A 19,979-nucleotide genomic window follows, 5' to 3' on the forward strand; every position below is an offset into this window, starting at 1 on the left:
CGCGGCCTTCCTAGCTCGGGTAGGCGATCGAACCCAGGGGCGGGCACGGGACGAGCGCCGTGCCGGCACCGGGGCGCTCGACGAAGGCCCGGGCCTCGGCCGCCCGCCGGCGCCGGGCCTCCAGTTCGTCGGCGTCCCGGGCGTCGCGCCTGGCCCGGGCGCCGTCCCACGAGTCGTCGATGAGACCGAGGCTGGTGTTGCCGGCGCTGCGCTGGAACTCCGCCTTCAGGGCGGCCTGCTGGAGCGCGGTCTGGACCGCGGCGAGGTCGACGCGGGTGATCAGGACGCCGGGGGTGTCCGGCTCGCGGGTCGGCAGGGGGGCCTGCGGGAGCAACGACACCCCGGTGTCGAGGCGGCCCATGCCGTCGACGCTCGCGTCCTGGGCCTCCCGCACCGCGATCTGCATCTCCTGGTGCAACCAGAAGAACTCGTCGAGGTCGGCCTGGGTGACGCGCATCCGCTGGTACAGGGCCCGGAAGCGGGGATCGTGGTGCAGCGGGCGCATGGGGGCGACGTGGAGCGCCACGCAGTCGTTGTAGCCGGCCTCCACCGCGGCGTCGAGGTGGGAGACGGCCAGGTCCGCCTGCCCCTGCACACAGGCCACTTCGCCGAGGCACGCATGGCCCGCGGCGACGAGCCACCTGCCGTCGGGGCCGAGCGCCCCGGCGCGCGCGATGACGTCGTGGACGCCCGCGGTGCCCACCGCGGCGGGACCCTCGGTCAGGAACGCCACCAGCAGTTCGTGCACACGGGCGGCCAGTGAGTTGACGGTGTCGACCATGGTTCTCCTCGGACCTCGGCGGTGAAGAGCGAAAGGGATGTCGAGTCTGCGGCAACCCCCTGCAGATGACGGGCGGTCGGGACGGGTGGTTCCTGTTCCCGGCCCGTGAGGCCCCCCCCGTGGGGCCGGGGCGTGCGCGCGGGGGTTTCCCCGGCCCTCCGGCGGGCCGAAACTCCGTGGCGGGCCGGGCCCGTGGACGTGATGATGACCGGATGACCCAGCGCGCGCAGCCCGTGGATGCCCTCCTCGTCGTCGACGTGCAGTCGGCCTTCGTCACCGGCGACGGGGCCGTGCCCGCCGCCGACCGCCTCGTCGACCGGACGGCCGACCTGATCGCCCGGGCCCGGCGGGACGGGGCGTTCATCGCCCACCTGCAGAACGACGGGCCGCCCGGCGCCGAGGACGAACCGCACACGCCCGGCTGGGAGCTCCACCACCCGGTGGAACCCGGACCGACCGAGGTCGTGATCCGCAAGCCCCACGACGACGGCTTCGAGGAGACCGGGCTGGAGGCCGTGCTCACCGGCGCGGGGGTACGGGCGGTCGCCGTCTGCGGCGTGATGTCGGAGATGTGCGTGCAGGCGACGGCCCGTACGGCCCTGGCCCTCGGCTACCGGGTCGTCGTCCCGCACGACGCCCACGCCACGCAGGACATCCCGGCGGCGCCGGGCATCGGCGGGGCCGTGCCGGCCGCGACGGTCTCCCGCGTCGCGGCGTACGCCCTCGGGAGCGACGCCGAGACCACCGTCACGGCCGCCGACGTCGCTTTCACGGCCCCTCGGCGACCCTAGGGCCTGTCCGCTCGGGCCGGTCTCCGTCAGCCCTCGTCCCGTGGCTGGATGCCCGCGAGGAGGTTGAAGGCGCCGGTGAGGAGGTTGAGGGTGACCACGCCGACCACTTCGGCGATCACCCGGTCGCTCCAGCCGTGCGCCCGCACCCCGGCGACGTCCTCGTCCGAGAGGGAACCCGGTTCGGTCAGGACCCGCAGGGCGAGGCCGATGAGGGCGGCCTCGCGCGGGTCGGCCGACGTGCCCTGGCGGGCGAGGTCGATGTCGGTCTCGGTCAGCCCCGCCGCGCGCCCGGCCTCCCGGTGCGCCTCGCGGCAGGTGCCGCAGCCGATCCACTCCTGGACGGCGAGGGAGAGCTTCTCGCTCAGGGCACGGGGGATCTTCACGCGCTTCATGGCGCGCGAGAGGCTCAGATAGCCGTCGAGCAGCGCGGGCGAGTGCGCCATCGTGGACACCATCTCGCCGACGGAGCCGTGCCGTTCGACGATGTCGGTCAGCAGCTCGCGCGCACGGCCGGGCGCCTGCTCGGGGGCGAGCGCGGTCAGTCTTCTCGTGGTCACGGAACCTCTCCTCTGTATACCCGTAGGGGGTATAACGCCGTGAGGTGGGGAGAGGTTCCCGGGCCGCGGGGACTCCCTGTGGAGGGGATGGATCACGAGAGGGGCGAGGGCCTCCCGGGCGTCCGGGCGAAGCGGCCCGGGGTGGTGCCCACGATCCGCTTGAACGAACGGTTCAGATGCGACTGGTCGTAGAAGCCGGTCGCGGCCGCCACCTCGACCGGCGGCCGTCCGTCGAGCAGCAGCCGCCGCGCCCGGTCGACCCGGCGGGCCGTCAGGTACTGGTGCGGCGCGATGCCGAAGGCGCCGCTGAACGCCCGTACGAGATGGGCGGGGTGGGCGTGCAGCAGCCCGGAGGCCTCGTCCAGGGTCACGCCCTCGACGAGACGTGCGTCGAGGAGCTCCCGCAGGCCGCGCGCCACACCGGGATCGTCTCCACGCGCGCGCGTGACGAGCCGGGGCCGCAGGTGCCCGCGCAGCCGTTCGCCGATGAGGGCGAGACGGCTCTGTGCCTCCAGCTCGTCACCCGGCTCCGCGAGCGCGGTGTGCAACTGCCCCACACGACGCCGCAACAGCGGGTCGACGAGGTCGGGCGCGTCGACCGCCGGACCGATGAGGCTCTCGTCCAGCTGGGTCGAATCCAGATACAGGACCCGCTTCCGGAAGCCGTCGGAGGTGGCGGGCGAGCCGTTGTGCGGGACCTGCGGCGGGAGCAGGGACACCGTGTCGCCGGGAGTGCCGCGCTCGTGCCGGTCGAGGTCGTAGCGGACCGCGCCGTCGTCGACGATGAGCAGGGTCCACACGTCGTGCACGTGCATCGGGTACGCGTGCTCGGTGAAACGGGCGTGGAACACCTCCACGACCCCGGGGACGCGCGGTCGCCACGCCGTGACCTGCTGCCCGGCCACCGTACGGACCACCATGCAAGGAATGTACAAGACCGCGCGACGGGGCCGGCGGCAGTCTCGGGGCATGACGACGACCGACGACACGCCCGTACGTTTCGACACCAAGATCGCCGTGCTGCTGCGCGAGGACCTGGAGACCTGGCAGCGGCTGAACGTGACGGCCTTCCTGGTCAGCGGACTCGGCACGCAGCTCCCCGAGGTGATCGGCGAACCGTACGCCGACGCCGACGACACCCCGTACCTGCCGATGTTCCGCCAGCCCGTCCTGGTCTTCGAGGGGACCGAGGAGACGCTGACCGCCGCGCACGGCCGCGCCCTCTCCCGCGCGCTGCCCCGGGCGGTCTTCACCAGCGACCTCTTCGGCACCGGCAACGACCGGGACAACCGCGCCGCCGTACGGGCCGTCGGCACGGATCGGCTTGATCTGGTGGGCCTCGCCGTGTACGGGCCGCGCAACGCGGTCGACAAGGTGCTCAAGGGGGCCCGGATGCACCCCTGAGTCCTGTGCACCCTGAGTCCTATGGGCCCCTGATCTCCGTGGTCTCCGTGTGCCCCTGATCTCCGTGGGCCGAGGGGTCCGGCCCCGGTCCCGCCCACCTCGCCGTACACGTCCACCTGGTAGCGGCCGGGAGGCCCGTACGGCTCGGGCAGCCCGCGCAGCCACGCCCGGGTGCCGCCCGGCCCTTTGCCGTCACCCGGCCGCGCGCGCCCCGCCGCCCGTGCGAACTCCCGTGCCGCGCGGCCGGGTTCGCCGAGGCCCTGCGCACAGAACGCGAGCCAGGCCCCGGCCCGCACTCGCGCCGCCTCGGCGAGACCGGACAGGGCCTCCCGCAGTACGGCGGAGGCCTGCCGCCGGCGGCCGCGCTCGGCCCGCGCGATGCCGAGCGCGAGGCGGGCGAGGACGCTCAGCCGCCCGTCCCCGGCCACCGAGTCGGCATGTCGGACGGCCTCCCCGAGGAGGGAGACCTCTTCGTCCCCGGCCGGGCGGCCGGGGGCTCCGGCGAGCGTGCGCGCAAGGGCGAGACAGAGCCCCGCCCGGTCGGCACGGCACCCCCTGGAGGTCGTGGTGCCGAGAGCGGTACGGAGGAGCGCGGCCGCGTCCAGGGCGGCGGCGTGGTCGCCCGGCGTGAGGGAGCCGCCGGCGCGCCGCAGGGCCGGCGCCGTCCGCTCCCAGGCGCCGCCGGCCGAGGGGTGTCCGTCGGCGGTGAGCCGCCGGGCCCGGCGCAGCAGCTCGTAGGGGTCCTCCGGCTCCTCGGCGCGGCCGGGCCCCCGGTCGTACGGAGACGCGCCGAGACGGAACTCGTCGGGCGAGCGGCTGCTCATGCGGGCTGCTCCGGGGGACTGGACAGGGGATCCCGTATCCGTGGCCGGGATGTGGATGCGGACATCGGACCCTGAAGACGAAGGGGAAGCGAGCGAGACAAGGACGCGGAAGTGCGCCCGTACGCACAGGTCGGACCGACTCCCGCACCCCCGCCCCGACCCGCACATCCGTAGAACTGCGGAATCCCGCACCGCCCCCCGGCAGAGCCCCCTCAGTTCAGTCCGCCGACAGAGTCCCCTCAATACCCCGGTGCGCCCCCAAGCCCCGCCCCGCCCCCACCACCCCGGACGAGGACGGCGGGCCCCTACCGATCGGCCGCACTGCGGGGCGCCCGCCCCCGGCTCCTCGGCTAGGGTGATTCGGTAGGGATTGCGCCCCCCGGGGCCGGGCCGATGCGTAGGTCGATGCGTGGAGACTCATCAGTCGTCGAGCAGGGTCCCGCAGCCGCCCCGTGCGGCCGTCGGGGACGCGGGCGTGCTCCGCGAACTGCTGCCGATCGCCCTCTGGCGGGAGGACGCCGAGGGCCGCATCGTCGAGTGGTCGCTCGCCGCGCAGGACCTCCTCGGCCACCGGCCGGAGCACGTCCTCGGCAGGCTCGCGACCCCGCTCCTCGTCCCCGACTCCAACCGTGAGCTCGCCGACCGGCTCACCGACCGCGTCCAGTCGGGCGAGACCATGGTCGGCACGCTGCCCGTCCGGCACCGCGACGGCCACACGGTCGCCATGGAGATGTGGATCGTCCCGGCCGCCGACCCGGAGGGGCGCCCGGGAGCGATGCTCATCGCGGTGGAGACCTCCGAGGTCCTGCGGATGCGGGAGAACCTGGCGGCGATGGAGAGCCTCTTCACCCAGTCGCCCATAGGGCTCGCCCTGCTCGGCCCCGACCTGCGCTTCCTGCGCGTCAACGACGCCCTGGCGCGGATGAACGGCGTGCCGGCCGCCCGGCACGTGGGCCGCCGGCTCACCGAGGTCGTGCCCGGCGTCAACGCCGCCGGGCTCGAATCGCTCATGCGGCAGGCCCTGGAGAGCGGTACGGCCGTGGTGGACGCCCGCCGGGTCGGCCGCACCCCCGCCGACCCCGACCGGGACCACATCTGGTCCTGCTCGTACGCCCCGCTCGTCGACCGCAACGAAGCGCGGCCGCTCGGGCTCATCGCCTCCCTCGTCGACATCACCGAGAGCCAGGAGGCGCACATCGAGGTCGAGCGCGCCCGTCGGCGCTTCGCCCTGCTCGCCGAGGCCGGCGCCCGGATCGGCACCACCCTGGACCTGAAGCAGACCGCCGAGGAGGCCGTCGACTTCCTCGTGCCCCAGCTCGCCGACTCGGCCGACGTGCAGATGCTGGAGTCCGTCCTCGAACCCGACGATCCGGCCGAGTCCAGCCGGGGCGTGCTGCGGCGGCTCGCGGCCCGCTTCCCCGATCCGACCGCGCCCACGGCCCTGCTCGCGCCGGGCCAGACCTTCCAGATCCCCCTCGACTCCGTGTACGAGCAGGTCATCGACCGCGGACTGCCCACGAACCTCTACACGACCGACATCCCGAAGCTCTTCACCGATCCGCGCACCGAGGCGCTCCAGACGTACCTGGCCACCCGCATCGGCTCGTCCCGGCTCGTCCCCCTGGTGGCCCGGGGACAGGTGCTCGGGGCGGTCACGGTGACCCGGCTGAAGACCCGTGAGCCCTTCGACGCGCAGGACCGCGTCCTCATCGACGAGGTCGTCGCCCGGGCCGCCCTCAACATCGACAACGCCCGCCTCTACACCACCCAGCGGGAGGCCGCCCTCACCCTGCAGCGCAGCCTCACCAACAACGAGCTCCCCGCCGTCACCGGCCTCGAACTCACCGGCCGCTACCTCCCCGCCAGCTCCCACGACGTCGGCGGCGACTGGTTCGACGTCATCGCGCTGCCCGGCGGCCGGACGGGCCTCGTCATCGGCGACGTCATGGGCCACGGCATCCACGCCGCCGCCGTCATGGGCCAACTGCGCACCGCCGTAAGGACCCTGGCCCGTCACGACATCCCACCGGCCCGCATGCTCAGCTCCCTGGACGCCGTCGTGGCCGACCTCGGCGAGGACGAGATGGCGACCTGCGTCTACGCGGTGCACGACCCCGCCACCGGCGGCTGGGTCATCGCCCGCGCCGGACACATGCCACCGGCCGTCGCCACCCCGGACGGCACCATCACCTTCCTCGACGGACCGCCCGGGACCCCGCTGGGCACCGGAGCGCACGACTTCGGCACGGAGGAGGTCTTCCTGCCCGGGGGCGGACTCCTCGTCCTCTACACGGACGGTCTCATCGAGGCCCGCGACCGCGACCTCGACCAGGGCATGCGGCAGCTCGCCGAGGCGCTGCGGCCCCTGGACCGGCCGCTGGACACGCTGTGCGACGACGTCCTGGGACGGCTCCTCGCGGGCTCCGCCCAGGACGACGTGGCGATGCTCCTCGCCCGCACCATCCGCTGAACCAGGGCCCGTCGTTCGGATCAGACCCCGCGAGCCCGGCCTGATCCGGAAGACAGGCCCTGGGCGCGCAGCCGGTGCAGATCGCGGAGGAGGGCGATCTCGGCCCCGTGGTGCAGGAGTTCCTGGTTCATCCACCAGACGATCTCCAGGAAGGGCTCCTCCGGGTCGCTGCCGTGCGGGTAGGTGCAGTGGCCCACCCTGTCGAGCGCCTCGTCGTCGACGGACAGCAGCGCCTCGCGCCACGCGGTCGCGGCGGCGTCGAAGGCGGGCAGGGCGGTGGCGACGTCCCCGGCGACGGGGAAGTCGTCACGGGTCAGGCGGCGGCTGCCGTTGGTGTGGTCGGCGCGGAGCGCGAGCATCTCGGAGAGGTGGTTCAGCCGCCAGGCGATCGTCGTGAACGGCGGCGGCGCGGGGTGCGGCGGGGGCGTCGTGTCCCGGCCCCACTCACCGGCGCCCACCAGGACGGTCGCGCGCGGCCCCGGGCCGTCGGCGTGCCGCCGGACGGACCAGCAGTCGGGCACCGGCTCCCAGAGGTACTCCGCGTCGGTGACCGGGCCGACCTCGACGTCCGTCCCGTTGCCGCTGTCCATCACCGGTCCCGTCAGCCGGTCGGTGAGCCGTCGTCGGGCGAAGTCGAACTGGTCGAGGAGGGGGACGAGCCGCTCGGGCAGGGACACGGGACGCTCCGGATCACACGGGGACGGGACCGTCGCACCCTGCCACAGAAGCCTCCCGGACGCCCGCGAATATCCCTGCGGGGCGACCTGAACGCCCTTGCCGGACAAGGCCGTCGGGGCTCAGGACCGGTCGATGTGCACGCTGGTCGACTTCACGCGGGCGGTGGCCTGCACGCCGACCTCCAGGCCCAGTTCCTCCACCGCCTCGCGGGTGAGCAGCGAGACGATCCGGTGCGGGCCGGCCTGGATCTCGACCTGGGCGGCGACGTCGCCGAGCTTGACGGCGGTCACGATGCCGGGGAAGGCGTTGCGGGCCGAGGTGTACGGCTCCTCCTCGTCGCCGGCGGCGCCCTGCCCGACCTCGACGGAGAAGGCGGCCAGATCGCGGCCGTCGATGAGCCGCCGGCCGTTCTCGTCGCGGTGGGTCGCGACCCGGCCCGCGTCGGCCCAGCGGCGTGCCGTGTCGGGGCTGACGCCCAGCAGGCGTGCCGCCTGACCGATGGTGTAGGACTGCATGCCGGCCACGCTAGGCCGTACGGAATCCCCCCTGCAAGGCGCGGAGGACCGGCCCGCGCCGGCCACCGGACCACGGGACGGCCCCGGGGACGGACCGACGGGACGGAGCGGTGGCCCTGTGGGGCGGACCGGCCGGACGAGCGGCGGCTCAGGGAGCGGACCGACGGTGCGGACCGACAGCGCGGACCGACGGGACGGAGCGGTGGCTCAGGCTGTGCCCGACCGCCGCCCGACCGCCTCGACCAGCGGCAGCAGTCGGTGCGCCACCCGCTCCCGCAGCGCGATCTCGGTGCGGGTGCGGACCACCCCGGGCAGCTGGATCAGCCGCTGGATGACGTCCTCCAGGTGCCCCGCGTCCCGCGCCACCACCCGGGTCAGGAGATCACCGCCGCCGGTGATGGAGAAGGCCTCCACGATCTCCGGCACGCCCGCCAGCGCGTCGCCGACCTCGTCCAGGTGGCCCTGCGTCACCTCGACGTGCACGAAGGCGAGCACCGGGTGCCCCAGTGCGGCGGGGGAGAGGACCGGCCCGGTCGCCGTGATCACCCCGTCCCGCTCCAGGCGGTCGATCCTCGCCTGCACGGTGCCCCGGGCCACCCCCAGGATCCGCGCGTACTCGCGCACGCTGGTCCTCGGCTGCTCGATCAGCAGCCGCAGGATCCGCGTGTCGAGCTCGTCCACCGCCATGCTCCGTCGGCCTCCTCCGCCCCGGTCCGTCCCGGTTTCCGACTGTACCCACGCCCCCGGGGCGTGCCGCGCCCCCGGGCCCGCCAGGAGTGCGCACCCCGCCGGGGCGGTCCCCCGGTCGGCCGAAGCGGCGGAGACGACGGCCGTGCCGGGAGCCGCCCCCCGAAGCCCGTCCCCCGACGCCGTCCCCGATCCCGGCGCGATCAGGCTCCGTTCGCGAGGCGGCGCGATCTGGGAGAGGCTCGTCGGGACCGGCTGAGGCACGGCCGGACACTTCCGGCGGGAGCGACGACGAGTGGACACGGACGGCGGGCAGGATCCGGCGGGCACGCCCCCGCCCGGGGCGGCCGAGCCCTGGAGCGCGGAGACCGCGTGGGGTGACGCCGTCCTGGACGCGGTGTTCACCCAGTCCGACATCGGGGTCCACGTGCTCGACACGGACCTGCGGGTCGTCCGGGTGAACGCCGTCGCCGCCGGACTCCACGGCATCCCCGCCGACCGCATGCTCGGCATGCCCGCCGTCGAGGCGTACGCTTCGCTCGCCGGCGTGCACGTCGACGAGGCCGTCCTGCGCTCGGTCCTGGAGTCGGGCCGCTCCATGACCGAGCGGCTCGTCACCGGCCACCCGCCCGGCGCCGAACACACCGAACACGTCTACTCCGCCTCCGCCCACCGTCTCCAGGACGACACGGGCCGGGTGCTCGGCGTGGTCGTGACCAGCACCGACGTCACCGACCGCGAACAGGCCCACGCCCGCCTGCGGCTCCTGCACGAGGCGCACGAGCGGATCGGCACCAGCCTCGACGTGGAGCGCACCGCACGGGAGCTCGTCGACGTGACCGTGCCGGCGTTCGCCGACTCCGTCGTGGTCGCCCTCACGGACGCCGTCCTCCGGGGGCGGGATCCGGCCCTCCAGCCCCCGGACACGGTCCCGCTGCTGCGCTGCACCGCCACCGGCGGCACGGGGACCGGACCGGAGTGCCCGCCGGCCGGCGCCGTGCTGCTGCCGGGGATCTTCGGGGACGGGGAGCCGACGCCCGCCCGTCCGCTCCCTCCGGCGGCGACGAGCGACGAGCGGGCGACGCGCCTCGTGGTGCCGCTGACCGTGCGCGGGCAGATCTTCGGCGCGGTCGCCTTCCAGCGCCTCGCCGACGCGGAGCCGTACGGTCCCGAGGACCACGCCCTCGCCGACGCCCTCGCGTCCCGTACCGCCAACTGCATGGAGAACGCCCTCCGGTACACCCGCGAGCACATCGTCATGACCGCCCTGCAGAGCTGGCCGCCGCCCAAGGAGGAGGCCACCCAGCGCGCCGTCGACGTGGCCGGCCGCCACCGGCCCGGCGGCAGCGGCGCCGGCTCCTGGTGCGACGTGATCCCCCTGCCGGGTGCGCGCGTCGCCCTCGTCGTGGGACAGGTGGAGTCCCCGTGGTCCGGCGGCGTCGCCACCATGAGCCGGCTGCGCACCGCCGTCCACAGCCTGACCACGCTCGACCTCGACCCGCACGAACTGCTCGCCCGCCTCCACGCGACCACCCTCCGGCTCGCGGCGGAGGGCCTTGCCGCGGAGCACCTCGCCGTGGCGGGCCTGGCGGCAGAAGGCCTCGCCACGGAGGGCCTTGCGGCGGAAGGCCTGATCGGGGGCGGTCCGGGCGGGGGCGGCCCGGCCGGGGGCGGCGAGGCGTCGCCCGGCGGCGTGTCCGGCGTGCCGCCCTCCGACGCCCACCCCACCGCCGGCTGCACGGTCGCCGTCCACGACCCCGTCGACGGGCGGCTCGACATCGCGCGCGCCGGCTCCTCCCTGTTCGTCGTCGTCCACCCCGACGGGACGGCGGACACCCGGCCGCTCGACGACGGGCCCCTGCTGGGTGGCGAGGGCCCGCCGTTCGCCTGCGCGACGCTCCACCTGCCCGAGGGCAGCACCCTCTGTCTGGCGTCCGACGGCGAGGAGCCCCGGACGGAGGACCTCATGGCCGCCCTCGCCCACCCGGGCCGCGACCCGGAGGCGATGGCCGACGACGTGGAACGGCTCCTCGCCCCCGACCGGGTCCTGCTCGTCGCCCGCACCCGCCACCTGCCGCCGGACGAACTGGCCCGATGGGAGATCCCCCACGACCTGTCCGCCGTGGGGACGGCGCGGGCCCACGTCGAGGAACAGCTCCGGCGGTGGAACCATCCCGCCGACCCGTTCGCGGTGACGCTCGTCGTCAGCGAGCTCGTCACCAACGCCCTCCGCCACGGCGCCGCCCCGGTCGTCCTCCGCCTCATCGCCGACGGCCCGTCCCTGACCTGCGAGGTGAGCGACGCCGGCCAGGCCGCGCCCCACCTCCGCCACGCCAAAGCCGTCGACGAGGGCGGCCGCGGCCTCCTGATCTGCGCTTCCCTCGCGGACAACTGGGGCGTGCGGTACGTCGACGGCGGCAAGACCGTCTGGGCCGAACTGAGCGGGGACGGCGTCCAAGACGGGGACGGGGACGGTGTCTGAGAGCTGAGCGGGGACGGTGTCCAAGCGGGGGCGGCATGCAGGGGACGGCGGCCGGGGGCGACGCAGGGTCGAGAGGGGACGGCGGTCGGGGGATCCGCGTGTCGTCGGCCGACCGGTCCGGGGGTGTGGGCCAATGGCTCCTTCCGGTCACCCTTCCCGCCGTTCCGGTGGGCCGTTGGCCCACCCTTTCGTCCGTCGGTTGAGCCGCCGCACCCTCCTCCGTCTATCCTTGTAGCCATCACACATCTTCGGCGCCGCAGCGCCGTCCGGCGACGAGGCCGGACCGGCCCGCGGTGCTTTCGTCGTGCCCGAGCCCCCACCACCCCAGGGGAACCTCGCGCGCGGTGAGGGACAGATCAAGGGGGGCGGAATTGGCCGCCGTGCAGAAGTACTTCATGGCCCCGGATCCGGGGCTCGTCCGGCTCCGGACCTCGCTCCGCGCCGTCCTCGGCGTCGCGCTCGCGGTCGCCCTGGCCGAGTTGTCCGGCCTGTCCCTCATCGCGTCCATCACCGCCGGCCTCGCCGCGCTGCTCGCCCTCTTCACGGTCGCCGACCCCTCGGTGCGCCGTCAGGCCGTCACCACCGCCCTGCTGCCGACGGTCGGCTTCCCCGTGCTGGCCCTCGCGGCCCTCCTGCACGGCGTGCCGCTCCTGCGCGACGCGCTCTGGCTGCTGGTGATCTTCGCCGGCGTCTACGCGCGCCGCTGGGGACCGCGCGGGCACGCGCTCGGCATCTTCGCCTTCATGCAGTTCTTCGTGACCCAGTTCCTGCACGCCCTGCCCGCCCAGCTCCCCGAGCTGTACGCGGCCATCGGCATCGCCCTGGGCGCGGTCGCGGTCGTGCGCTTCGTGCTGTGGCCCATCGAGCGCCGGGTCCCGCCGCCGGCCGTGCCCGCCGCCCTGCCCGGGACGGGGCTCGCCCGGGCCACCACCCGCCAGGCCGTCCAGGTCTCCGTCGCCTCGGGGGCGGCCCTCGTCATCGGCCAGTTCCTCTCGGAGGAGCGCTGGTACTGGGCCGTCGGCACCGTCTGGTGGATCTTCGTCAACACGGCCTCGCGGGGCGAGACGCTCGTACGGGGCTTCCGCCGCGTCCTCGGCACCGTCACCGGCATCGCCGCCGGATTCCTGATCGCCGTCCCGCTGGGGGGCGCGCCCGTCGTCACCGCCCTGCTGGTCGCCCTGTGCGTGTTCGGGATCTTCTACGCCGCCCCCGTCTCGTACAGCTGGATGATCCTGGCGGTCACCGTCATGGCCAGCCTGCTCTACGGCCTGCTGGGGGTCCTGGACGGCGCGCTGCTCCTCCTGCGCGTGACCGAGACCTGCGTCGGGGCCGTGTGCGCGGGCCTCGCCGTGACGCTGGTCCTGCCCGTCCGGACGCACACGACGAACGACGCGTGGATCCAGCGAGCGCTCCTCTGCGTCCGGTCCGCCACCTCGGCGGCCGTCCGCCGGCTGGCCGGCGAGGAGGCCGCCGACCCGACGCCGCACGCCGCCGAGCTGGAGGCGCTCCTCGGGCGCGTGCGGCTCTCGCTGGCCCCGCTGGTGCACCCGCTGACCCCGTTCAGGGGGAGGAAGGAGCGGGCGCGCCGAGTCCTCGCGCTCCTCGACGAAGCGGCCGGCGAGGTGCGGGGGCTGGTCGCCGTCGCCGCCGACCCGGACGCCGGTCACGACGCCCGCCTGGCCGCCGCCTGCTGGCGGGTCGAAGCCGCCGTGGAGGCCCTCACCTCTCGCGGAGGGGCCGCGGTGGAGCCGGACGGTCACCTCAGGATCGAGAACCCGGCCCACGCCGGCGCCCCGGCTCTCGCCCACGCGAGCGGGCTCGCGCGCGTGCTCACGGAGCTGGACGCCCCGCTGCGGACCCCGCCCGGCGCGTGGATCCTCCGGTCCTGAGACGTCCTCCGGTCCTGAGGCATCCTCCGGTCCTGAGACGTCCTCCGGTCCTGAGGCATCCGCCGTTCCTGAAGCGCCCTCCGTCCCCGGAACATCCTCCGTCCCCGAAACATCCCCCGTCTCCGAAGCTCCGAGTTCTCCGCCGCCTCCGAGCACCGAGGCCCGACCTCCCCACAGGCCCGATCTCCCCCTTATGGTCTAGACCGCCTGCTACCGTCGGCCCGACGAGACGACGGCCGGTCGACCGCGACCGGCCCGGGGACAGGGGAGGCGCCGTGGGCGGCACAGGGACGGTCCGAGGCCGGAGCGGGGTACGGGCGTACATCGGCTCCTTCACCACGGCGGGCGGCCGCGGCGTCCTCGCCGCCGACGTGGACGAGGAGACCGGCGCGCTGACCGTCACCGGCGGCAGCGACGCCGTCGCCGACCCCTCCTTCCTCGCCCTCGCCGGGTCCGTGCTCCACGCCGTGTCCGAGACCGAGGCGGGCGCCGTCGCCGCCTTCGACGTCACCGGCCCCGCGCCCCGGCCGCTCGGCGCCCCCGTGCCCGTCGACGGCGCCGGTCCGACCCATCTGGCGCTCGCCGCCGGACATCTCCTCACCGCCAACTACACCTCCGGCAGCGTCACCGCCCTGCCCCTGGCCGGGGACGGCACCGCCCGCCCCGCCACGGCGGTCCTGCGGCACGAGGGCAGCGGCCCCGTCGCCGACCGCCAGAGCCGCCCGCACGCCCACCAGGTGCTCCCCGACCCCAGCGGCCGCTGGGTCGTCAGCGTGGACCTCGGCACCGACTCCGTACGGATCTGCGCGCTCGACCCCGCGACCGGGGAGCTCGCCCTGCACGGCGAGACCGCGCTGCGCCCCGGCGCCGGGCCGCGCCACCTCGCCTTCCACCCGGCCGGCACGCACGCGTACGTCCTGAACGAGCTGGAGCCCACCCTCACGGTCTGCCGCTGGGACGCCGCGCGGGGCGTCCTCGAACCGCTCCGGGAGACCCCCGTCGTCCCCGAGGGCACCACCGGGCCCTGCTACCCCTCCGAGGTGGTCGTCGCCCCCGACGGCCGCTTCCTCTGGGCCGCCGTGCGCGGCGCCGACACCCTCGCCGTGCTCGCCCTCGGGGCCGACGGCGCCGAGGCCGGTCTCGTCGCCACCGTGCCCTGCGGCGGCACCTGGCCTCGCGACCTGACCCTCGACCCCTCCGGGCGGCGCCTGTACGCGGCGAACGAGCGCTCCGGGGACGTCACCTGGTTCACCCTCGACCCGGAGACCGGGATCCCGTCGCGCGCCGGCGCGATCGAGGCCCCCGCGGCCTCCTGCGTCGTCCTCGGCTGAGTCCCCGGACCCTCCCGGGACACGACGAAGGGCCCGCACCGGACGAATCCGGAGCGGGCCCTTCCGTACGCCGCGAGGCCGTATGACGCGAGGCCGTATGACGCGAGGCCGGGCGCCTCGGAGGGCGGGCCTCCGAGCGAGGCGGCCCCGCGGCGAGGCGGTCCACGGCGAGGCGGGCCTCAGGCGGCGGGCCTCAGAGCGACGGGGCGCCCTGCGGCTGCTGCGGCGCGATGCCCAGCGCGGCCGTGTACTGCGAGAGCACCAGCTTGCCGATGGCCGGGTAGGCGCCCAGCGGTTCGGCGGCGGCGCACCCGGCCTCCTTCGACGCCTCGTCGAGGAGACCGTCGGCCAGCTCGGGGCCGATCAGGTACGGGGCGAGGGCCAGCTGCTCCGCACCGGCGGCGCGCAGCTGCTCGGCCACGGAGGCGATGGAACCCTCCTGGTCGAGGGCGGCGGCCATCACCGGGACGGCGAGGCGCGCGGCGAGCAGCATGCCGGTGATCCCGGCGGCCTGCACGGCCTCCTCGCCACCGACCGTGGCCAGGATGATGCCGTCGGCGGCCGTCGCCACCGTGAACAGCCGGGCGCGGTCGGCGCGGGCCAGACCGGCCTCGGAGAGGCGCACGTGCAGCGCCTCGGCGAGCAGCGGGTGCGGGCCGAGGACCTCGGTCAGCTCGGCGGTGTTGCCGCCGTCCATCAGGGCCTGGCGCACCTGGCGCATCTGGGCGCTGTCCGGGCCCGCGAGCAGCGGGACGACGACCGCGGCGGGGCCCGTCGGGGCGGTGGCCTCGCGGCCGGCGGCCAGGGCCAGCTCGTACCGCTCGGTGCGCAGCGCGGCGGCCGCCGTGAGGACGGACGCGAGCGAGGGGAACTCGTTGTCGTCGCCCTCCAGGAAGCCGATCGCGGCCTCCAGGCCGGGCAGCTCGGAGCGGGCGATGCTCACGACCTCCTCGGCCAGCGCGCGTATGGCGTCGGACGGCGCGCCGGGCACGGCGAGAACCAGTGCGGGAGCGCCCTCGGGCGCCGCCGCGGGTTCGGGGCGACGGTGCCGCCCGGACTGGCGGGGTCGAGGCATTCGTACAGGCAGGCCGGAAGCAGGCCCAGTGGGGGAGCTCATGGCGCCGCATGCTACTGGTTTCACCTGTCGCGCCGTTGGCTGAGGTGCGGTCACGTGCCTTCCGTCCCCCTATGTCCGCTCTCGAACCGGGCTTCCCTTCCGTCATCCTTTCGCTGCCGCCCCGGCCCCGGTTCCGTTTCCTTCTCCCCGTCGCCCCGCGCGCGCCTCCTCCCGTTCCCGCGCACCGCCTCCCACCTGGGCGGACGGCCCCGCCTACGCCGCTCCGGCGCCGAACAGGCGGAGCAGCGACGGGTCTTCCGGCAGGCGCAGGGTGCCGGTGGCGAGCGCGGCGGCGAGGGCGACCGCCCCGGCGAGCGGGTCTCCCGCCGCCTCCGCCGTCCGGGCGCCCGGCAGCAGCTCCCCGAGCGCGGACCGGAGCGGCGCCAGCAGGGGCTCGCCCATCCTGAAGAGCCCGCCGGTGAGGGCCACCGGGGCGCCCGGCTCCGCCGGGCACACGGCCTCGGCGGCCTCGGCGATGTGGGCGCCGGCCCGCGCGAGGATGCCGGCCGCCACGGGATCCGCCGCGGCGCAGCGCCCCACCTCGGGGGCGAAGGAGGCGAGCACCGCGGGCCGGTCCGTACGCGGATAGAGCAGGCCCGGCAGTCCGGCCGCCGGCCCGAAGAGCTTCTCGGCCCGGCTCAGGAGCGGCGCCGAACCCCCGCGCCGCCCGTCGTGCGCGCGCATTGCCGCCTCCAGTCCGGCCCGGCCGATCCAGGCGCCGCTGCCGCAGTCGCCGAGGAGGTGCCCCCAGCCGTCCGCCCGCCGCCAGGCCGTCAGGTCCGTGCCGAGTGCGATCAGGCCCGTGCCGCCCGCGACGACGGCCCCCGGCCGCTGTCCGAGCGCTCCGGCGTAGGCGGTGACCGCGTCGGCCGCGAGCGCGAGACGGCGTACGCCCCAGGCCTCCTCGAAGGCGCGCGGCAGTTCGGCCCGCAGTTCGTCGCCGAGGGTCGCCATTCCGGCGGCGCCCACGGCCGCGGCGGCGACCGGCCGGGCGCCGGTCCGCTCCCGGAGGGCGGCGACGGCGGGCAGGACCTGCTCCAGGAAGTGCCCGGCGGAGATCCCGTCCGGTCCCGTCCGCACCGGCTCGCGGGAGGAGAAGGTCTCCAGGACGGCGCCGCTCGCCGCCTCGGCCAGCGCGACGCGGAGCCCCGAACCGCCGGAGTCGACGCCGACGACGAGACCTGACGCGGGTTCGTTCACGGAGACCACGGCACACCGTCCTCACGGGGCAGTCGGAAGGGTGCTCGGCAGTCTAGGAGGCGGGGCACTGTCGGTGTAGGCCGGTAGAGTGACGGACCGTGACAGCGCGACCCTTGAACGAACTGGTGGAGCCCGGCTGGGCGGAGGCCCTGAGCCCCGTCGCGGGACGTGTCTCCGCGATGGGCGACTTCCTGCGGGCGGAGATCGCCGCGGGCCGGACGTACCTGCCCTCCGGGCCGAACGTGCTGCGGGCCTTCCAGCAGCCCTTCGACCAGGTGCGGGTCCTGATCGTGGGTCAGGATCCCTACCCCACCCCGGGGATGGCGATGGGGCTCAGCTTCTCGGTCGCGCCCGAGGTCCGCTCGCTGCCCCCCAGCCTGGAGAACATCTTCCGGGAGCTGCACACCGACCTCGGTCTGCCCCGGCCGTCGAACGGCGACCTGACGCCGTGGACCCGGCAGGGCGTCCTGCTGCTCAACAGGGCCCTGACCACGGCCCCGCGCAAGCCGGCCGCCCACCGGGGCAAGGGCTGGGAAGAGGTGACCGAGCAGGCCATCCGCGCGCTGGCCGCCCGGGGCAAGCCCCTGGTGTCGATCCTCTGGGGCCGCGACGCCCGCAACGCCCGCCCGCTCCTCGGCGACCTGCCGGCGATCGAGTCCGCGCACCCGTCCCCGATGTCGGCGGACCGGGGCTTCTTCGGCTCCCGCCCGTTCAGCCGGACGAACGAGCTGCTCCTCGGCATGGGCGCCGAGCCGGTGGACTGGCGCCTGCCCTAGGGGTGGACTTGCGCCTGCCCTGGGGGGTGTCCTGCCCTTCGGATCAGACCCCGGGGCCTGTCCCGCCGACCGGGGCGGCGTCCGGTCGGCGGGACAGGCCCGCTCCGGGCAGGGCTTCCGGCCCGGCGGTGACGGAATGCGAGGCTCCGTCAGATCACCGCCGCCCGCACGCACAGCACGTCCGGCAGGTGCTCCGCCAGGAGCTGCCAGCTGTCCCCGTCGTCGGCGCTCGCGTACACCTCGCCGTTCCGGTTGCCGAAGTAGACGCCCGCCGGGTCCGCGTCGTCCGTGCACAGCGCGTCCCGCAGCACCGTGCCGTAGTGGTCGCCCTCGGGCAGTCCCCGGCTCAGCGGCTCCCAGGTCCCGCCCGCGTCCGTCGTGCGGTAGACGCGGCAGCGGCGGCCCGCCGGAACCCGGTCGGAGTCGGCGGTGATCGGGAAGACGTAGGCCGTGTCGGGGCGGTGCGGGTGCGCGGCGACCGCGAAGCCGAAGTCGGAGGGGAGCCCCGAGCCGATGTCGGTCCAGCTCCCGCCCGCGTCGTCGCTGCGGAAGACCCCCCAGTGGTTCTGGAGGTAGAGCCGGTCCTTGTCGCCCGCGTCCTGGGCGATCTTGTGGACGCACTGCCCGAACTCCGGGTTCGGGTCGGGCAGGAAGACGGCGGACACCCCGTGGTTGGAGGGCGCCCACGCGGCCCCGCCGTCCCGCGAGCGGAACACCCCCGCCGTCGACACCGCCACCGTCAGCGCGTCGGGGTCGCGCGGGTCGGTCACGACGGTGTGCACGGCCTCGCCGCCCCCGCCGGGCACCCACTTGGAGCGGGTCGGGTGCTCCCAGAGCGGGCGGACGAGCTCGAAGGACTCGCCGCCGTCCGCCGACCGGAAGAGCGCGGCGGGCTCGGTCCCCGCGTACACGACGTCGGGGGAGTGCTCCGGCGCAGGGTGCAGCTGCCAGACCCGCTCCAGTGAGGCCCCCGTGTCCTCGGGGAACTTCACCGCGGGGCGGGCCGGTTCGGTCCAGGTCCTGCCGAGGTCGTCGGAGTGGAAGACGGAGGGGCCCCAGTGCGCGCTGTCCCCGCCGGCGAGCAGACGCGGGGTGGGCCGCCGGGTGTCGATGGCGACCGAGTACACGGCCTGCGCGGGGAAGCCGGGATCGTCGAACTCCCATCGTCCGTCGTGCCTCCGGCCGACGAAGAGGCCCTTGCGGGTGCCTACGGTGAGGAGCACGTCGGGCATGGCTGCCACCTCCAGGACGCCGTTGTCACTGATACGGGCCAGTCTGCACCCGGCCACTGACAACGACGCCCGGAGACACTCCCGGCCCGCCCGGCGGTCAGATCGCCCAGGCGTACTGCGACGGCGCGTGGGTCTGCGCTCCCAGCTCGCGGGCGGCGCGGCGCGGCCAGGAGGCGTCGCGCAGCAGTTCGCGGCCGAGGAGGACCGCGTCGGCCTCGCCGTTGGCGAGGATCTTCTCGGCCTGCTCGCTCTCGGTGATCAGGCCGACGGCGGCGACGGGCAGCCCGGTCTCGGCCTTGACGCGGGCGGCGAAGGGCACCTGGTAGCCGGGGCCCACCGGGATCTCGGCCGGTCCGCCGTTGCCGCCGCTGGAGACGTCGAGGAGGTCGACGCCGTGCTCGCGCAGCAGGGCGGCGAAGCGCACGGTCTCGTCGGCCGTCCAGCCCCGCTCCTCCAGCCAGTCGGTGGCGGAGATCCGGAAGAAGAGGGGAAGTTCCTCGGGCCAGACGGCGCGCACGGCGTCGACGACCTCCAGGGCGAGGCGGGTGCGGTTCTCGAACGAGCCGCCGTAGGCGTCCGTGCGGTGGTTGCTGTGCGGGGAGAGGAACTCGCCGATGAGGTAGCCGTGGGCGCCGTGCACCTCCAGGACCTCGAACCCGGCGGTCAGGGCGCGCCGGGCCGCGTCCGCGAACTGCCCGGTGATCTCCCGGATGCGCTCCACGGTCAGTTCGGTCGGCACGGGGTAGCCCTCGGCGAACTCCACCGGGCTGGGGCCGACGGGCTGCCAGCCCTCGGCGGGCCCGACCGGGCCGCGGCCCACCCAGGGGCGGTTGGTGGAGGCCTTGCGTCCGGCGTGTCCGATCTGGATGCCGGGCACGGTGCCGTGCTCCTTGAGGAAGCCGGAGATGCGCCGCAGTCCTTCGATCTGGGCGTCGTTCCAGAGGCCGAGGTCGGCCGGGCTGATGCGGCCCTCGGGGGAGACGGCGGTCGCCTCGACGAGGATCAGTCCGGCGCCGCCGGTGGCGCGGGCCGCGTAGTGGGCGAAGTGCCAGTCGCCGGCGACGCCCGCGTTCGGTCCGCTCGTCTCCGCCGAGTACTGGCACATGGGTGCCATCCAGACCCGGTTGGGCACGGTCAGGGAACGCAGGGTGTACGGCTCGAACAGGGCGACGCTCATGAAGGACTCCGTTTCGGGATGCCTCGAAGGTGCTCGTACGATACCCATCGTAGTACGGCATCTGTCAA

At 75.2% G+C, this 19,979-nt stretch carries 17 protein-coding genes; 7 read left to right on the plus strand and 10 right to left on the minus strand.

Features of this window, described 5'->3' with window-relative positions; translation table 11 throughout:
* Positions 1–10: 10 nt before the first annotated feature.
* Positions 11–781 (minus strand): hypothetical protein, encoded by a 771-nt coding sequence (locus tag ACIGW4_RS06500; RefSeq protein ID WP_399578826.1) that lies wholly within the window; start codon positions 779–781, stop codon positions 11–13.
* Between the two features lie 212 nt (positions 782–993).
* Here ACIGW4_RS06500 and ACIGW4_RS06505 point away from each other — a divergent pair, with 212 nt between their 5' ends.
* Complete coding sequence (locus ACIGW4_RS06505; protein ID WP_359589481.1) at positions 994–1,572, plus strand: isochorismatase family protein; 579 nt, start codon at positions 994–996, stop codon at positions 1,570–1,572.
* A 26-nt stretch (positions 1,573–1,598) separates the two neighbouring features.
* Here ACIGW4_RS06505 and ACIGW4_RS06510 read toward each other — a convergent pair whose 3' ends face one another.
* Entirely contained in the window at positions 1,599–2,129 is a 531-nt protein-coding gene (locus ACIGW4_RS06510; RefSeq protein WP_399578828.1) for a carboxymuconolactone decarboxylase family protein, read from the minus strand.
* Positions 2,130–2,221: 92 nt separating this feature from the next.
* Complete coding sequence (locus ACIGW4_RS06515; RefSeq protein ID WP_399578830.1) at positions 2,222–3,049, minus strand: helix-turn-helix domain-containing protein; 828 nt, start codon at positions 3,047–3,049, stop codon at positions 2,222–2,224.
* Between ACIGW4_RS06515 and ACIGW4_RS06520 the strand changes: the two genes are divergently transcribed.
* A complete protein-coding gene (locus tag ACIGW4_RS06520; protein WP_398710980.1) occupies positions 3,048–3,533 on the plus strand; it encodes a DUF2000 family protein in 486 nt (161 codons plus the stop codon). The genes ACIGW4_RS06515 and ACIGW4_RS06520 overlap by 2 nt on opposite strands.
* A 1,233-nt stretch (positions 3,534–4,766) precedes the next feature.
* Positions 4,767–6,827: a SpoIIE family protein phosphatase gene (locus ACIGW4_RS06525; RefSeq protein ID WP_359589471.1), complete on the plus strand. Its 2,061-nt coding sequence runs from the start codon at positions 4,767–4,769 to the stop codon at positions 6,825–6,827.
* 20 nt (positions 6,828–6,847) lie between these two features.
* Here the strand turns inward: ACIGW4_RS06525 and ACIGW4_RS06530 are convergent, their stop codons facing one another.
* The 3 genes from ACIGW4_RS06530 to ACIGW4_RS06540 form a co-directional block, all read right to left on the minus strand.
* Entirely contained in the window at positions 6,848–7,504 is a 657-nt protein-coding gene (locus tag ACIGW4_RS06530) for a DinB family protein (protein ID WP_123458678.1), read from the minus strand.
* Between the two features lie 120 nt (positions 7,505–7,624).
* Positions 7,625–8,020 (minus strand): molybdopterin-binding protein, encoded by a 396-nt coding sequence (locus ACIGW4_RS06535; protein WP_123458949.1) that lies wholly within the window; start codon positions 8,018–8,020, stop codon positions 7,625–7,627.
* A gap of 207 nt (positions 8,021–8,227) precedes the next feature.
* Positions 8,228–8,707 carry an Lrp/AsnC family transcriptional regulator gene (locus tag ACIGW4_RS06540; RefSeq protein WP_030686050.1) on the minus strand — a complete coding sequence of 160 codons (480 nt, stop codon included), beginning with the start codon at positions 8,705–8,707 and terminating at the stop codon, positions 8,228–8,230.
* Positions 8,708–9,002: 295 nt separating this feature from the next.
* On the opposite strand from ACIGW4_RS06540, the gene ACIGW4_RS06545 reads away from it, so the two are divergent.
* The 3 genes from ACIGW4_RS06545 (at position 9,003) to ACIGW4_RS06555 (ending at position 14,409) form a co-directional block, all read left to right on the plus strand.
* Complete coding sequence (locus tag ACIGW4_RS06545; protein WP_399578834.1) at positions 9,003–11,189, plus strand: SpoIIE family protein phosphatase; 2,187 nt, start codon at positions 9,003–9,005, stop codon at positions 11,187–11,189.
* A gap of 395 nt (positions 11,190–11,584) precedes the next feature.
* Entirely contained in the window at positions 11,585–13,078 is a 1,494-nt protein-coding gene (locus tag ACIGW4_RS06550) for an FUSC family protein (protein WP_399579099.1), read from the plus strand.
* A gap of 275 nt (positions 13,079–13,353) precedes the next feature.
* Entirely contained in the window at positions 13,354–14,409 is a 1,056-nt protein-coding gene (locus ACIGW4_RS06555) for a lactonase family protein (protein ID WP_399578837.1), read from the plus strand.
* 193 nt (positions 14,410–14,602) lie between these two features.
* Here the strand turns inward: ACIGW4_RS06555 and ACIGW4_RS06560 are convergent, their stop codons facing one another.
* Both ACIGW4_RS06560 and ACIGW4_RS06565 read right to left on the minus strand, forming a co-directional pair.
* Positions 14,603–15,526 (minus strand): sirohydrochlorin chelatase, encoded by a 924-nt coding sequence (locus tag ACIGW4_RS06560; RefSeq protein WP_123458675.1) that lies wholly within the window; start codon positions 15,524–15,526, stop codon positions 14,603–14,605.
* A gap of 213 nt (positions 15,527–15,739) precedes the next feature.
* Entirely contained in the window at positions 15,740–16,735 is a 996-nt protein-coding gene (locus ACIGW4_RS06565; protein ID WP_399578839.1) for an N-acetylglucosamine kinase, read from the minus strand.
* Positions 16,736–16,824: 89 nt separating this feature from the next.
* Between ACIGW4_RS06565 and ACIGW4_RS06570 the strand changes: the two genes are divergently transcribed.
* Positions 16,825–17,502: a uracil-DNA glycosylase gene (locus tag ACIGW4_RS06570; RefSeq protein WP_399578841.1), complete on the plus strand. Its 678-nt coding sequence runs from the start codon at positions 16,825–16,827 to the stop codon at positions 17,500–17,502.
* A gap of 149 nt (positions 17,503–17,651) precedes the next feature.
* Here ACIGW4_RS06570 and ACIGW4_RS06575 read toward each other — a convergent pair whose 3' ends face one another.
* Both ACIGW4_RS06575 and ACIGW4_RS06580 read right to left on the minus strand, forming a co-directional pair.
* Positions 17,652–18,734 carry an exo-alpha-sialidase gene (locus ACIGW4_RS06575; RefSeq protein ID WP_123458672.1) on the minus strand — a complete coding sequence of 361 codons (1,083 nt, stop codon included), beginning with the start codon at positions 18,732–18,734 and terminating at the stop codon, positions 17,652–17,654.
* Positions 18,735–18,831: 97 nt separating this feature from the next.
* On the minus strand, positions 18,832–19,911 hold the full coding sequence (locus tag ACIGW4_RS06580) for an NADH:flavin oxidoreductase/NADH oxidase (RefSeq protein ID WP_123458671.1): 1,080 nt from the start codon (positions 19,909–19,911) through the stop codon (positions 18,832–18,834).
* Positions 19,912–19,979: the final 68 nt, after the last annotated feature.

The sequence above is a fragment of the Streptomyces sp. NPDC053513 genome (assembly GCF_044544765.1).
Lineage (GTDB): Bacteria > Actinomycetota > Actinomycetes > Streptomycetales > Streptomycetaceae > Streptomyces > Streptomyces litmocidini.

What these genes read in the sequence shown, in the direction of transcription:
- ACIGW4_RS06500 (WP_399578826.1), bottom strand. Translation starts at nt 781, where the DNA reads ATGGTCGACACCGTCAACTCACTGGCCGCCCGTGTGCACGAACTGCTG.
- ACIGW4_RS06505 (WP_359589481.1), top strand. Translation starts at nt 994, where the DNA reads ATGACCCAGCGCGCGCAGCCCGTGGATGCCCTCCTCGTCGTCGACGTG.
- ACIGW4_RS06520 (WP_398710980.1), top strand. Translation starts at nt 3,048, where the DNA reads ATGCAAGGAATGTACAAGACCGCGCGACGGGGCCGGCGGCAGTCTCGG.
- ACIGW4_RS06515 (WP_399578830.1), bottom strand. Translation starts at nt 3,049, where the DNA reads ATGGTGGTCCGTACGGTGGCCGGGCAGCAGGTCACGGCGTGGCGACCG.
- ACIGW4_RS06535 (WP_123458949.1), bottom strand. Translation starts at nt 8,020, where the DNA reads ATGCAGTCCTACACCATCGGTCAGGCGGCACGCCTGCTGGGCGTCAGC.
- ACIGW4_RS06540 (WP_030686050.1), bottom strand. Translation starts at nt 8,707, where the DNA reads ATGGCGGTGGACGAGCTCGACACGCGGATCCTGCGGCTGCTGATCGAG.
- ACIGW4_RS06550 (WP_399579099.1), top strand. Translation starts at nt 11,585, where the DNA reads ATGGCCCCGGATCCGGGGCTCGTCCGGCTCCGGACCTCGCTCCGCGCC.
- ACIGW4_RS06560 (WP_123458675.1), bottom strand. Translation starts at nt 15,526, where the DNA reads ATGAGCTCCCCCACTGGGCCTGCTTCCGGCCTGCCTGTACGAATGCCT.
- ACIGW4_RS06575 (WP_123458672.1), bottom strand. Translation starts at nt 18,734, where the DNA reads ATGCCCGACGTGCTCCTCACCGTAGGCACCCGCAAGGGCCTCTTCGTC.
- ACIGW4_RS06580 (WP_123458671.1), bottom strand. Translation starts at nt 19,911, where the DNA reads ATGAGCGTCGCCCTGTTCGAGCCGTACACCCTGCGTTCCCTGACCGTG.